This window comes from Pleurocapsa minor HA4230-MV1, assembly GCA_019359095.1.
In the GTDB taxonomy this organism is placed as follows: domain Bacteria; phylum Cyanobacteriota; class Cyanobacteriia; order Cyanobacteriales; family Xenococcaceae; genus Waterburya; species Waterburya minor.
The window spans coordinates 516,173-531,842 of the sequence record JAHHHZ010000036.1 but is presented as its reverse complement, the minus strand read 5'-3'; the positions used below and the strand labels follow the sequence as shown (position 1 = coordinate 531,842).

At 41.3% G+C, this 15,670-nt stretch carries 6 protein-coding genes; 3 read left to right on the top strand and 3 right to left on the bottom strand.

Annotated elements, in window-relative coordinates:
• Nucleotides 1-84: 84 nt before the first annotated feature.
• Both KME09_26325 and KME09_26320 read right to left on the bottom strand, forming a co-directional pair.
• Nucleotides 85-4,815: an SDR family NAD(P)-dependent oxidoreductase gene (locus tag KME09_26325; GenBank protein MBW4537458.1), complete on the bottom strand. Its 4,731-nt coding sequence runs from the start codon at nucleotides 4,813-4,815 to the stop codon at nucleotides 85-87.
• Nucleotides 4,812-10,268, bottom strand: a complete 5,457-nt coding sequence (locus tag KME09_26320; protein ID MBW4537457.1) for an amino acid adenylation domain-containing protein — start codon at nucleotides 10,266-10,268, stop codon at nucleotides 4,812-4,814. The genes KME09_26325 and KME09_26320 overlap by 4 nt, the downstream gene beginning before the upstream one ends.
• 363 nt (nucleotides 10,269-10,631) lie before the next feature.
• Here KME09_26320 and KME09_26315 point away from each other — a divergent pair, with 363 nt between their 5' ends.
• The 3 genes from KME09_26315 to KME09_26305 are packed head-to-tail and all read left to right on the top strand — an operon-like array spanning nucleotide 10,632 to nucleotide 13,149.
• The gene (locus tag KME09_26315) at nucleotides 10,632-11,084 is read left to right on the top strand and encodes a hypothetical protein (protein MBW4537456.1); all 453 of its coding nucleotides are present in this window, start codon (nucleotides 10,632-10,634) and stop codon (nucleotides 11,082-11,084) included.
• On the top strand, nucleotides 11,009-12,364 hold the full coding sequence (locus tag KME09_26310) for a TonB-dependent receptor (protein ID MBW4537455.1): 1,356 nt from the start codon (nucleotides 11,009-11,011) through the stop codon (nucleotides 12,362-12,364). Before KME09_26315 ends, KME09_26310 begins: the two co-directional genes overlap by 76 nt.
• Before the next feature lie 38 nt (nucleotides 12,365-12,402).
• Complete coding sequence (locus KME09_26305; protein ID MBW4537454.1) at nucleotides 12,403-13,149, top strand: hypothetical protein; 747 nt, start codon at nucleotides 12,403-12,405, stop codon at nucleotides 13,147-13,149.
• A gap of 88 nt (nucleotides 13,150-13,237) precedes the next feature.
• On the opposite strand, the gene KME09_26300 is transcribed toward KME09_26305, so the two are convergent.
• On the bottom strand, nucleotides 13,238-15,355 hold the full coding sequence (locus KME09_26300; GenBank protein MBW4537453.1) for a hypothetical protein: 2,118 nt from the start codon (nucleotides 15,353-15,355) through the stop codon (nucleotides 13,238-13,240).
• Between the last annotated feature and the right edge of the window lie 315 nt (nucleotides 15,356-15,670).

Here is a 15,670-nt window from a genome sequence, read left to right as displayed (position 1 = left end):
TTATTGCTACCAATTAATTAAGAATAATTATCAATTAATTGATAAAATAAAGGGATGTGTAGGCTAGACTTCAGCCTAATCGCTTTAACTTGATGGAGATTTTTGAGCAAGTTCCTGTTCCAATGCTTCTAAGGAAAGATTTTCGATTTCCACTAACAATTGTTCCATTTCCTCAGTTTCCTCTGTTAAAGTTGCTGGTGCTTCAATCACCGCAGCTAATTTAGCGATGGTAGGAGCTTCAAACAAAAGTGTCCGTAGGGGCAAATCGAGTTTAAAGGTTTCTCTTAGGCGGGAAGTAACTTGAATAGCAAGTAGAGAATGTCCGCCTAACTCAAAAAAGTCATCATTAATTCCTACTTGTTTTAACCCTATCACTTCTTGCCAAATATTCGCAATAGTTTTTTCAATTTCGTTACTAGGGGCAACATAGTTTGGACTCAGATTTTGCTGGAAAGAAGGCACAATATCTGATTTTTGAGCAGCATAGACAGCTATGAAACTATTGTTTTGTTCGATCGCCCTCGGTAAATCTTGAGTTGAGATAATAACTTGAGATAACCCGCTTGCCAAAGCGCGATCGAACACTGCTACTGCTTCGGTAGATAATAATCCATGCTTGAGGTTATCGGCTTGCCATTGCTTCAATTCAGTTGGGACATCTATATTAACTGCCATGCCAACTTCCTGCCAAGCATCCCAATTAATTGCCACTGTATGTCTACTAGCATTGTCGCAACCAGCAAAAGCATCTAAAAAGGCATTCGCCCCACAATAATCAGCCTGTCCAAATCCGCCCACAATAGAAGCTAGAGAAGAACACAGCACTAAGAAATCTAAATCGATTGCTTGTAATACCTCATTAAGAACTAATGTTCCTCTGACTTTAGGAGCAAAGATCTTTTCAGCTATTTCTGGGGTTTTCAGTTGAATAATACCACCACCAGCTATCCCAGCAGCATGAATTACACCATTGATAGTACCAAAACGTTCTAAAGCCAGGGCGATCGCCTGTTCCATTTGAGCGCGATCGCCAACATCCGCAGTTAAGGGTAAAACTTCTGCCCCCAATGCTTGTAACTGTTTAAGTTTACTAATCTTTTTACTAATATAATCTTCTTGCTCGTGAGTAGTTAACCACTCATCCCAAGTATCGTTGGCTGGTAATTGAGAACGTCCTAATAAAATGAGTTTAGCTTGTACTGTACGGGCTAAATGTTCGGCTAAAACTAAACCAACACCCCCCATACCTCCTGTTATCAGATAAACTCCACCTGGACGTAATTTAGATTGCTCTGAGGGATTTTTAGTAATAGGAATAGGCTCAAAAGTTTGTACCCAACGGCGATGTTTGCGATAGGCAACAAATTTATCGGCTGAATCAGTAGTTAATTCCGTAATTAACTGTTCGATAGAGCGATCGCTATGAGATTCTGAGAGATCGACTTGACGGCAATTGAGATAGGAATACTCTTGAGCAATAACTTTAATTGCACCTAAGACTGTTGCTTCTTTGTAGGACAAACTTTCATCGCCAATAACATCATAAAGATTATTAGTAGCTACGATAATTTCAATGTTGTGTTTTGGTTGTTCGATTGCTTGGGCGAGATAAATAAGATGCCAGAAAGACTGGGTGACTGGGTGATGCCCTAAAGGATATGCGAAGCGGTATGCTTTAGCACTAGCTTCGCGTCGGGGAGACGGGGAGATGGGGTGACTGGGTGATGGGGTGACTGGGTGATGGGGTGAAGTATTCCACAGGTAGATAATTTTAGTAGGAATGTTACCTAATTCGGAAATTGCTTGAAAAAGAGTTTGATAATCTTCTGAGTTATTAGGGTTGATGGTGTAGCTATAACGATCCTGGCTGAAATTATCTCCAATATATACGGCGATCGCATTTTGTCCATCTTGTTTTAACTTTTCGATTAGGCGATCGCTAATTGCCGACTGATCGACAAAAACTAAATAGCGATCGTTAGTTATCTTACTGTTTTGAATCAGAGGTAAGGCTTTCCAAGCAGGAACATAAAACCAATCAGCAATATTGTCTTTTTTACCAAACCCCCCTTTAAAAGCTTTCAAGGGGGGATCGATAGGATCGATCCAATAACGTTGACGTTCAAAAGGATAAGTTGGTAGAGGTACTCGATAACGTTTTTGGTGAGCATTAAAATCACCCCAATCAATGGCTACTCCTGCTAGCCACAGTCTACCCAGCATATTGAGGATAAAAGTGCGATCGTCAACTGTTTCTTTAGGATGACGTGACGACGACAATACTATTTGCCCTGCTGCTTGAGCAGAATTACGTTTAACAAAAGTAGATAAAGTTCTGCCAGCACCGACTTCTAGCAAAATATTTTCTTGTTCTTGTAGTAGTTCGTCAACTCCCGCAGCAAAACGAACTGTTTGCCTCATATGTTTTGCCCAATAATGGGGATTTGTTGCTTGTTCGTCTGTTATCCAAGTGCCTGTAACGTTGGAAATAAAGGGCATTTGAGGTGGATTTAATTTAACTTTGGCAATTTCTTGGGTAAAAGGGGCGATCGCATCATCCATCATGGGAGAATGGAAAGCATGGGAAGTATGAAGATGACGGCATTCAATACCTTTTTCAGTCAATTCTTTATTTATTTTAGTTATTGCCTCATCACTACCTGAAATGACGCATAAATTAGGAGCATTAACAGCAGCTAAAGATAATCCATCCTTTTGTAGGGGCGAACCGCCGTTCGCCCTTACCGTTGTCTCTGATAAAGACACCGCCAGCATTGAACCTGTCGGCATTTGTTGAATTAACTTACCCCGTCGCGCTACTAAACACAAAGCATCTTCTAAAGACATCACACCAGCAATGGTTGCAGCTACGTATTCTCCAATACTATGACCGATCGCAGCTTGTGGTTTTATTCCCCAAGACATCCATAATTGGGCTAAAGCATATTCGATAGTAAAGATAGCTGGTTGTGCTATTTCAGTTTGTTGTAAGGGCGATTCCTGTAGGGGCGAACGGCCGTTCGCCCCTACGATGGGATAAATTAGCGATCGCAAATCCAACCCCAATTCAGGTTCTAATAATTCCGCACAGCGATCGATCCACTCACGAAAAACAGGCTCAGTTTCATATAATTCCGTACCCATGTTGACATACTGAGAACCCTGCCCAGGAAACATAAAGACAATTGAGGGATTATTTAGCTGGGTACAATGAGTCAAAACCCTTTGAGGTTCTCGATTTTGCAGAGCGATCGCCACATCTTCAACATCTTTTCCTACCACCATGCGACGATAAGTAAATTCTTTGCGCCCCACCTGTAAGGTATACGCCACATCAGCTAAATTCAATTCGGGATGTTTATTTAAATGTTCTACTAAATTGTCCGTCGCTGTCTCTAACGCGGATTCAGTTTTCGCCGAAATAACCAATAATTCCCGTAGGGGCGATTCGCGACGCGCAGCTAGTCCTTTAGGGCGAATCACCCCTACGAGATCTGGGGCTTCTTCAAGAACAACATGAGCATTCGTCCCACCAATACCTAATGAACTGACCCCTGCGCGTCTAGGATGTCCTGCTGGTTCCCATTCCGTCAGTTTAGTATTAACGTAAAAAGGACTATTGACAAAATCAATTTGAGGATTTGGCTGCTCAAAATTTAGACTAGGTGGAATCGACTTATGCTTGAGAGCTAAAACCGTTTGAATTAGCCCAGCAATTCCAGCAGCAGCATCTAAATGACCAATATTAGTTTTTACTGAACTGATCGCACAAAAACCTGCTTTAGTGGTGTTGGCACGAAAAACCTGAGACAGTGCTGCAATTTCAATCGGATCGCCTAAAGTTGTACCAGTACCGTGAGCTTGGATATAGTCGATAGTTTCTGGTTCTACTCCAGCTAGCATCATGGCTTCGGCGATTACCTCTGCTTGACCATCGACACTGGGGGCAGTATAGCCGACTTTTCCCGCACCATCATTATTAATCGCTGCACCTTTAATCACCGCATGAATATAGTCGCCATCGGCGATCGCTTCTGATAATCTTTTGAGAACAACAATTCCGACACCGTTACCAATAATCATGCCTCCTGCTTGAGCATCAAAAGCGCGACAGTGACCATCAGGGGATAAAGTCCCTCCTGATTCGTGTAAATATCCAGCTTTTTGGGGTACGCGAAGGGAAACTCCACCAGCTAAAGCCAAATCGCATTGATAATTTAATAAACTTTGGCAAGCGAGTACAGTGGCGACTAGGGATGTCGAACAGGCTGTTTGTACGGTAATACTCGGCCCTGTTAGATTTAATTTATAGGAAACGCGAGTAGTGAGAAAGTCTTTATCGTTGCCGATCAGGGTTTGATAGGATTGAGCTGAACCCAGGCGATCGCGATTGGCATTGAAGGCATAATAATTATTAAGACTAGCTCCGCCGTAAACTCCCGTTTTACCTTGATACCTTTGGGGATCGTACCCAGCATTTTCTAGTGCCTCCCAGGCGCATTCTAAAAATAGGCGGTGTTGCGGATCGGTAATTTCAGCTTCTTTCGGATTAAAGTCAAAAAAGGGAGCATCGAATAAATCTATATCCTCTAAAACAGCACTAGCTTTGACGTAGTGAGGATTTTTCAGTAGGCTCGGATCGATTCCCGATTGAGTCAATTCCTCGTCGTTAAAAAAGGATACTGATTCAATTCCAGTGGCTAAATTGTGCCAAAATTCTGCTAAATTGCTGGCACCAGGAAAACGTCCTGCCATACCGACAATTGCGATTGCTTCTAATGATTCTTGTGATTCTGGGGTTTCTGAACTGTTCATCTGTTTTTTGCGAGTCGTTTTTGTCTATTAATTGCTTTAATTCTTTGGCTGGTGCGATCGCGTATCGATTGAAAAGCATCTTTCTGGTGGCAACTTTGAGTAAGATACACTGCTAAAGAAGCGATCGTCGGGTGCTGAAACATTTCCACCACAGATAAATCGCGTTGTAAAGACTTTCTCAATTTTTGATTTACCTCAAGTAGGAGTAAAGAATGTCCGCCGAGGTCGAAAAAATTATCATCGATCCCCACTTTTGTTAGCTGTAATGCTTCTTGCCAAATAGCAGCGATCTTTTGTTCGATTTCCGAACTAGGTGCTTGATGAGCTACTGTGGTCGATGCACTTTCGGGTAGAGGTAAAGCACGACGATTTATTTTTCCGTTAGGTAACAGAGGTAGTCGATCGAGGATCACAAAAGCTGATGGCAGCATATATTCTGGCAATAGATCTTGGAGATATTTTTTACCCTCTTCCCTTGACCATTGAAGATCGCGATCGCAAACGATGTATGCCAATAACTGCTGTCTTTGAGATATTTCTCTCACAACAACTACCGTTTCTCTTACGGCTGGATGTTGACTTAAAACTGCTTCAATTTCCCCCAATTCAACCCGAAAGCCTCTGATTTTGACTTGGTGGTCGATTCTACCTAAATACTCAATCGCGCCATTATGCCCTAAAGGACTAACTTCGTGTGACGCGACGTTAGGAGCTAATCCTTTAGGACGCGAAGCGGTATCCTTTAGGGTTGGTAGGTATCTTGCTAAGTCTCCAGTTTTGTATAAACGATCCTCCCTCAATCCCCCCTTAGTAAGGGGGGTAGGGGGGATCGAAATAAACTTTTCTTTAGTTAACTCTGGCTGATTTAAATAACCTCTAGCCAACCCCACTCCACCAATGTGTAATTCTCCCGCTACTCCAATCGGCACGGGTTGTAGATCTCGATTTAAAATATATATCTGCGTGTTGGCAATCGGGCGACCAATGGGAACTGTAGGGGCAGTTCGCGAACTGCCCTGACTGCCCTGATATTCTGGTTGACATTGCCAATAGGTGACATCGATCGCTGCTTCAGTTGGGCCATAAAGATTGTATAGTTCACAGTTAAGGCGAGCAAAAAACTTTTCTTGCAGGGGTAATGAAAGGGCTTCGCCACTACAAATAACTCGTTTGAGACTGCGACATTTCTGTGATTTTTCTAATTCTGGTTCGTCAAGAAATACTTGTAACATCGAGGGAACAAAATGCAGGGTTGTAATTTGTGCTTGCTCGATTAGATCGACTAAATAATCACTATCTTGATGTCCTCCTGGTTTGGCTATTACTAGAGATGCACCAGTTAGCAATGGCCAGAAAAATTCCCAAACTGAAACATCAAAACTATAGGGTGTCTTCTGTAAAACTTTCTCTTCTGGGATTAATCGATAAGTGTCTTGCATCCACAACAAGCGATTAACCAAACCTCGATGAGTGTTCATCACCCCTTTAGGTGTTCCTGTTGAACCAGAGGTATAAATTACATAAGCTAGGTTATCTGGTTCGACGTGACTGACTGGGTTGGCTATTTTGTCCCCTAACCAAATATCCTGATCATCCAAACAAATAATTTGTCCTTGATAGGTTGGTAATACTGATTGCAGATGCTTTTGGGTTAATAATACGTTGATGTTGGCATCTGCTAGCATAAATGCCAAACGTTCTTGGGGATAGCTACAGTCCAAAGGTAAGTACGCCCCACCAGCTTTGAGAATTGCCACCAAAGCGATCGCCAGTTCTAAAGAACGTTCCAGACAAACACCGACGATAGTATCTGGTTGAACCCCTAAAGTTTGCAGTTCATGAGCGAGGATATTGGCGCGTCGATTTAATTCAAAATAGGTTATTTCTTGTTCTTCAAAGCTGAGGGCGATCGCCTGGGGAGTTTTCGTTACCTGTGCTTCAAATAGCTGGGGAAAGCAAACTTGAGGATAGTCAACCTGAGTATTATTCCAGTTTGATAGCTGTTGGATTTCTAATTCAGTTAGATAAGGTAAATCTGATAACTTTGCTGCTGGATTGGTAACGATCCCTTGCAATAAAATGGCAAAGCGATCGACCATAGATGCGATCGTGGCTGCATCGAATAAATCTCGATTGTATTCAAAACAAACCCTCAATTCTGCTTCTGCTTCAATAGAGACGTTGAGATCGAACTGTGCTGTCTCGCGATCGATTCGATACTGACTCCAATTTAAACCCTCAATTTCGGGTAACTTCGGCGTATCTGTCACGGCAAACATTACCTGAAATATCGGCGTGTAGCTTAAATTCCGCTCTGGCTGGAGTGCTTCTACTAACTGTTCAAAAGGTAAATCTTGATGGGTATAGGCTTCGATCGCCACCTGACGTATCTGTGATAGTAATTCTTGAAAACTGGGATTACCTGCTAAGTTAGTTCGCAGTGGGATGGTATTAACAAAAAAGCCGATTAATCCCTGCAACTTTTGATGCTGGCGATTGGCAATGGGCGAACCAACAACTATATTTTCCTGTCCTGTATGGCGCAATAGTAAAATTTTGAATGCTGCCAATAAGAGTATGAACAGGGTAACATTTTCTTGCAGCGCCAGTGTTTTAAGTTGTTGAGAAAGCGTTTTGGGTAAGACTAAAGATTGGGTTGCACCCCCCTCAGATTGAATTGGTAGTCTAGGTCTATCTGTAGGTAACTGTAAAATAGTCGGCGCGCCCTTTAGTTTTTGCGTCCAGTAATCTAGATGTTTAGTTATATTTTCTTGGTGTAACCATTGTTTTTGCCAACCAATAAAGTCTCGATACTGTATGGGAAGTTCAGAAATTGATGAAAGGCGATCGCCAAGAATATCTTGATAAAAAGTACCAAGCTCATTAATAAATATCTCTGCCGACCAACCATCAAAAATAATATGATGAATATTAATTAAAAGTATATGTTCTTGGGGTGCTAAACATAACAGCGTAGCTCTTAGTAAAGGTAGTTCCGAAAGATTAAAAGGCTTTTGATGTTCTTGAGTGGCAATTCTTTTTACTTCTAATTCTTGTTTTTCTCTAGAGAATTGTTGATAGTCTCTTACGGTTAACGACAGCTTAAAATCTGCTGCGATTGCGCCAATTATTTGACCTGATAAACTATTAAAACTAGTCCGTAATATTTCATGTCTTTGAATGACACAGTTGAGGGCTTTTTCTAATATCTCCCTTTGCAAGTTACCTTGAATGCGAACGCCAAAAGCAATATTATAGGCAGAATTACCAGTTTTCAAACGATCTAGAAACCAAAGTCGAGCTTGAGCAAAAGAAACTGGATAAATATTATTATTTGTCGTAATTCTTTCTAAAGATATAGATTCAGTAGAATTAGATATTTCTAAGTTGGCTAAGATTTTTGTAGAGAGCGATCGCATATTCAAGCCTGAAAACAAATCGGCGATCGCAATATTAACTCCCAAGTCAGCTTCAATTAGATTTATTAATTCAAAAACCTTTAACGAATCCAACCCCAAACTAGTCAAGGGACTTGTCACTTCAATTTCTTGAGGCGATCTTTTTAAGATACGTGCAATGTTAGTTTGCAGATATGACTCTAAAAGTAACTGGGCTTCTTGAGAAGATTGTTGTAAAAGCTCTTTTCTAGTTAACTTACTTTCTCCCTCACTACATTCCTGAGTTTCGATAAAATCACTAGCAACTATATTTAATGTACCTGCCAAAAACTGATTCCTCGTTGCCCGACGTTGAATCTTACCACTAGAAGTCTTCGGGATACTCCCAGGCTTAATCAAAACCACACCATAAACCTCTATCTCATGCGCCTCCGTCACAGCTTGACGAATTGCTGTAATTACTGAATCCAGATTCGGTTTAGCCCGAAACTCCAACTCCTGTACAACTACCAATCTTTCCTCATTTTCCCTCTCCACCGTAAAAGCAGCATTACTACCCAAACGCAAAGCATCATGACTCCTTTGGGCCGTCAACTCAATATCTTGAGGATAAAGATTACGCCCCCTAACAATAATCAAATCCTTCAGCCTACCAGTAACAAACAACTCCCCCGACTCATCCAAAAATCCCAAATCACCAGTACGCAGAAAACAACTATCTGGACTTATTTCAACTTCAAAATCACCACTATTAACTCCTTTGCGCCTCTGCGTCTTGGCGCGAAACGTCTCTTCCGTCTCCTCCAAACGATGCCAATAACCCTTCGCCACACTATCCCCACGCACCCAAATCTCCCCTACTTTGACCGACGGACAAACTGTAAGGGTTTCAGGATTAACGATCGCAATTTCTAGATCGGGAATACTCCTACCGCAACCAACTAAAATTTTGCTATCTTCTTGTTCGCAGACTTCTACAATTCTATCTTCAGCTAAAGCCAATCTATCCACAGCTTTACTTTGATAGGAAACCTGTTCATTCTCTAGTCTTTTTACTTCTTTATTTTTTCCAGAAACTAATAAAGTTGTTTCCGCCATTCCATAACAGGGATAAAAAGCCGATGGGCGAAAACCACAGTCAGCAAATGTAGCTGCAAATAACTCTAAAGTCTCATGACGAATCGGTTCAGCCCCATTAAAAGCCACCTGCCAACTACTCAGATCTAAAGTAGCCCGTTGTTCGGCAGTAATCCTTTGCACACATAGTTCGTAAGCAAAATTAGGCGCACCGCTAGTAGTTCCTTTATATTGAGAAATAGCTTGTAACCAACGATAGGGACGTTGTAAAAACGAGGTGGGCGACATCAACACACAAGGAAAACCGCCATAAAGAGGCTGTAAAATACCGCCAATTAGCCCCATGTCATGATAGATTGGCAGCCAAGAAATAAACTTACTTTCAGGAGAATGTCCCATCCAACGATAAGTCATCGCTGCATTATGTATTATGTTCCCATGACTGACCATGACTCCTTTTGGCGTACCTGTAGAACCCGATGTATATTGCAAAAAAGCGATTGCATCTCTATCTACATCTGATTCCTGCCAATTAGCTTCAATTCCTGCTGCTAAACTATCCGTAGCTAGCCATCGAAAACTACCAATTTTGCCCAATAAAGACTGCATTCTCGGTAAAAGCGTCTCAGTGGTAAGAGCGATCGCTACTTCTGCATCCTTAGTTATAGCTTGTATTCTAGGGGTTTTTCTCTGATTTTGGGGTGGATAAGCAGGAACGGCAATAACGCTTGCATACAGACAGCCGAAAAAAGCTGCTACATAATCTAATCCTGAAGGATAAAGTAATAAAGCTCTTTCGCCACTTAAGTTTAATGCTTGTAATTGAGTTGCGATCGCTTTAGCTCGGCGATCTAACTCTCCATAAGTTAGCGTTTCTGTTTCTTTTTCTCCATCTTTTAAAAACTTAAAAGCCGTTGTTAGAGATTGTGAAGCAGCTCTATATTGCAAAAGCTCTACTATTGTCGAACAATTATCCACTACAAAATTCCGCTCCCCACCAAAGTGATTTTTAACTTGACGACATTCACCAACGATCAGAGTAGACTCTGCTTGGTAGCTCTATAGTCATTTAGCGCTGGAATTAAGCTACCACCTATTGCAATTAAATATCAATAAACTAATTACATAAATTTACATTGTTCATTTCTGTCCCTCAAATATTTCGCAAAAAAAGCTCTTAATCGCTTATAATAAAGAATTTTAGCCTAATTAACCAGAGCTTGAATTTAGCTGTCAAGTCTGAACAAATCAATATTTTGCAAAAATGCTCTCAAAATGAGTTATAGTTTATTGCGAATACTTTTAATTAAGTAAAAGACAATTAAGACGAGGAGTAAGGACTTGAATTGGGTCAAGTATAATTTTTTCTTATTTCAATTAAGCTTATTACAGTTATCGATCGCTATTAACCCCGTTGCAGCAGAGACAAAAAGCGATTGGCGAAGCGAGTCCTTTAAAAGAGCGCATCGCTCAAACTTAACAGCAGCAAACCCTGTTCAGAATATTCCCCCGCATCATCAGGTTTCAACTTCAGCCGCTGATTTACTAGCCCAAAGCAATCTTACTCCCGTTACAGGGTTAGAAACAATCTTAAAAACCGCAGCAGGAAGACAAAAATTAGCGCCGTTAATCTTACCTGAAGGCAATATGGTAATTGATCTTCTAGATGCAACAAACCTACAATCCTTATCTATTTTTCAGCCGACTGTTAAGGCTAATTGGCTATCTATGGGAAAGTTTCTCTGTTGCCTACCTTCGATCCTCAAGCGATCGCCAAGCGTAGGCGCAGCCTAATCGCGATCGACCGATCTACTCAAGCATGGACAATAACTAATTCTTTTCGTGCAGCTCATGTTGGTTGGGATCGTACTAATAATGCTTTTAGATCGCACCCTCGACAGTTCCTATATCCGAAGGTGTATCCTTTAGGACAACGGGGGGAACCCCCGCAATATGCGGAGCGGTATGCCACGGCACTAGCTTCGCGTCGTCCTTTAGGACGGACTGTCTCGCCACTAGAAACAGAACGAGAATTTGATTATGATGAGTTTCCCTTAGAAAAGTTTTATAATCTAATTTTAGAAACCAATCAAGAGTTGCCAACTGAAATAAAACAATCAACAACCATCGGCATAGAAATTAATAAAAATCCTTTTTTGCTTTCTGGAGAAGGAATTGATTCTGCACCTCAAATTACGACTTCTATTCTGCCTAGTAATTATGTAGCTAAAGATTTTATTAGTAAAAAAAATTATCTGGGTTTATTTATCGAACATGAAATGACATTAAGCGATCGCTTGTCGCTTAATTTTGAAGGTACATTTGATGTAGTAGTTAGCGACACTAGCGATATTCCTGAATTACCTACCGTTGAACCAGTTGAGAATAATAATTTTTATCCTGAACTCAGTCTTGATTATGAATTAACCGATAATATTCTTCTTTTTACTACCGTTGAGTATTCTGCCGAACCAATAGAAGGAACAGATATTAACGACAACCCTTTTAAGCGTGAAATAGATCGAGGTTTAGAACTAGGGATTGAAACCGAATTAAGTGATAATTGGCTCGCGACGCTTTCTTTCTATCACGAAACCCAGAATAACATTACTATCACCGACCCCAATGAACCTGATTTTGAGTTACAGATTAACGAGCAAACTAGCAATTCATGGACTGGCGAAATAAGTGGCGAAATTATTCCTGGTTGGTGGGTTTATGGATTTTATACCTATACCGATGCCTCTGTTAGCGAAGATGAAGTAATTACAGTAGGAAGTTCGGCTACAGGAGTGCCACGTCATAGCGGAGCTTTCTGGACTAGCTATGAAATTACTCAAGGTGTTTGGCAGGGTTTGGGTTTTGGGAGTGGAATATTGTGCCATGGAAGTCGCTTTGAAGATGTAGAAAACAGCTTTACTTTACCTAGATATCTGCAAACTGATGTAGCTATTTTTTACTCTCAAGATAATTTTAGAGCAGCAGTTAGCATCCAGAATTTATTAAATGCAGGTATAGAGGATGAAGAAGTTACAGCGCGATCGCTTTTGAGTACAGTCTGGTTTCAGTTTTAGATTTTAAACTCACACAGTGATAACAAGCTAGAAAAACTATGAGAGAGTCGATTGTATTTTTCCTATCTGGGCTATTGGCGATCGCTCTAGCCTTGGTACATTTGTTTGCAGGTAAGCTGCGCTTTCTCGAAACCACCCCTCGTAACATTTGGCTGTCTTGTGCCAGTGGCGTTTCAGTTGCCTACGTTTTTGTGCATATCCTACCCGAACTCAGCCAAGCCCAGGAAACGATTACGGAGGAAGTTGGGGAAACATTAGCTTTTTTAGAACATCATGTTTATCTTCTAGCCTTACTAGGTTTAGCCGTGTTTTATGGATTAGAATGCTTGGCAATGGTATCGCGTCAGCGCAATCAAAAAGCAGGCAAGGCAGATGTAACAGAAGCAGAAATTTTTTGGTTGCACATAATTTCTTTTGCTTTCTACAATGCTCTGATTGGCTATCTACTGTTGCATCGAGAACAATCGGGAATTCTCAGTTTGATTTTCTTTTTTTTGGCAATGGCTTTACATTTTCTGGTCAATGACTTCGGTTTGCGAGCAAATCACAAACATGCCTATCATAAGCTCGGTCGTTGGATACTAGCAGCAGCAATTATTTTTGGCTGGGCGATTGGACTAGGAAGCGAACTTTCACCAGCTGCGATCTCGCTATTATTTGCCTTTTTGGCTGGGGGAATAATCTTAAATGTGCTGAAAGAGGAACTTCCTGAAGAACGTCAGAGTCGTTTTTGGGCGTTTGCTTTGGGTGCGGGATTTTATACAGTGTTGTTACTAGCACTGTAATGCGATTCTAGTTTGTTTCTTCGCTAAGGTGAAGAATCCCACAGCAAGAGAAAACAAACTGTGGGAGTGCCATCATACGAGTAATCTACTAGAAAGTTTTCAAAAATTCGATTAATGCTCGTTTATCGTCATCGGCTAAATTTGCTCCAAACTCATGGCCGTGATCTTCGATAAAATCTGGAGCTAGATTGTATCTCAAAAGCAGAGGAGTCAGTACATCATCGGGAATAAACCGAACTAAAGAACTTAAAATTTTACCTCCTAGTTCGGAGTTTAATTTGCGTTGTAGAATTCTCGGTGTCCCACGAGGGTCTAAGTTAGCTAATAGTTTAATTGGAGTTCCATGAGGTACGTCGGCTTCTAGTTCTCCCATGGCTAAATGAGTATCCCGCTCAGTTCGATGGATAATGCGATCGCGTTTTTCAGGCCATAATAGTTTTTCTATGGCATCGTTAAAAGCTGTCATCCTACCTGCTACGGAAGGATCGGCAGTATATACACCCAGTTCGTTGTTGTGCAGCAATGGCGCACTTGACCACACACTGATTAAAGATGGAGTCCGATAATAGCCAGTTCCTCCTGGGGGGATATCGAATTCAATCGGTTGCTCTTCATCAAAAGGATTTTCTAAATTTAACTTGCCTGGGGATGGTAATTGTTTGTAGGTTTGAGATGAAAATTCCTCCCAGACCTGACCTTCTTTAGCATTAGTTGCTAAGGCACGAGCAGCATTAGTACCAATCTGCGTAATCGAATAACGTTTGTCGTCTGATAAGAAATTATGTTCGAGAAAATCAGAACTAAGGACTGACTCTCGATACCATTGTTTTGCCTGTTCGGGATCGGCAAGAATTTGGGCTGATGGCTGTTTGCTGGAGTGACAAGTAGCGCAAGTATCAGCAAAGACGATCTTACCTCGGTTTAAAACTGAGTCGTCTTTGGTTAAATAAGCTTTACCCCCTGGTGCATCTTTTAAGTACATTGGCGTAAGAGTTGTCAAAAAGGCCTCGGCATCCGCCATCCTCGCTTCAGTTTTTGGCCAATATTCGCATTCTTGGCTAGCTGTTTCGATCTCAAAAGGTTTTTGCGGTGTTGTTCCTAATAAAGGTTCGTGGAGAGTGAGCCAGTAATCGGAACAAGAACCGATATTGATATAGACTCGCTCAGAAGCTAAAGGAATGCCTACGGAATCAGCACCGTCTTTGAGTATGTGAGGAACTTGCTGTTTCGTGCCATCGTTCATTACTTCTTCGGCTCTCGGTCGATCTGCCAAGTTAAAAATGGCATTAATCGTATTGGGATTATCGATATGGTCGGTGGCAATCCGAGAAGTGTCTGAAGTACCTGGAGGCTGGCTATTCAAGACTTGCTTGCGAAAGTCTTCATCGGGTATCGTTCCGCCAAATAATGAGCCTTCTCTGAGGTATTGGTTACCCAGTGCAGAGACAATATTTTTCCATTGCGGATTTTCGGGATCTTGAGGTGGATTTAGAGGATCGAAGGCAATGTGACAAACTCCACAGGAGATCCCAAAACGATAAGGGGGTTCGACTTGGGCTTGGTTGGCTCCTGCTGCATAGTACTGAACGGCATCCCATTTTTCTGGGTCAAAATTAGGATTGGGAAACTTGCGCGCTCCCATAATCCCTGTCGCATTAGGATCGCGATCGCATTTATCTAACCAGAGACCATATTCATCTGGTTGGGTTGCAGCAGTACAGCTGGGGTCATTGACTACGCCAATTTCCTTAAACCGCTCATTGCGTTGATAGTGGTGAGATGGATCTACTGGATCGCCATCAGGACGGGCATCTAAAAGACTTAAAAAGTCAGCCTCCCCACGAGTTTGTCTGGCTAAGTCTCGGAAAAATTTCTCATTCCCACCAGTCCAAAAATACCAGGTCTGTAGACCCTTCTGTTCGGCTTCTGTAAGGTTGCCATAGTACTCTGATGGCACGTAACCAAGATAGTCTCGGTCGTATTCTGTGGCTTCGTCATTAGTTTTTTGCTTTTGAGCAGTTTGAGTCGGGTTTTGCTGCTCATATTTGGGGGGTGAGATCTCCCCCGTTTTTCTAGCTTCGGCTTCAGCAACCAATTCTTGCAAACGTTCGACTGATATTGCTTGGTGTTCAGAGGGAGAACAGCCTAAAATCATGAGCGAAATTGCGATCGCGCAAGTTATAACGCCTAAACGGGACTTTTTCATCTACTTCTCCTAGTACTTTTCTTGGCGAAAAATATAAGTTTTTTTATCTTTTGCCCAAAGTTTTCTTTTTCTAAAAATTAATTTCAAGCTCGATCTTTCTAGTCTTTATTAAGAATGATTACACTACTTAATCAAGTTAATCGGTTTGAGTTACTAGCGTAATTTTTTTTGACCAATCATAGAAACTAAGTAACTAGAAAATTAGTTAATGTTTTTCCAAAATGTCCTGCAATCAAGGTAAAACAGGCTTTATTAGTACATAGTTTCTAGAATAATATCAAGAAAAATTACAAAAAAACATTGAAACTACAAGAA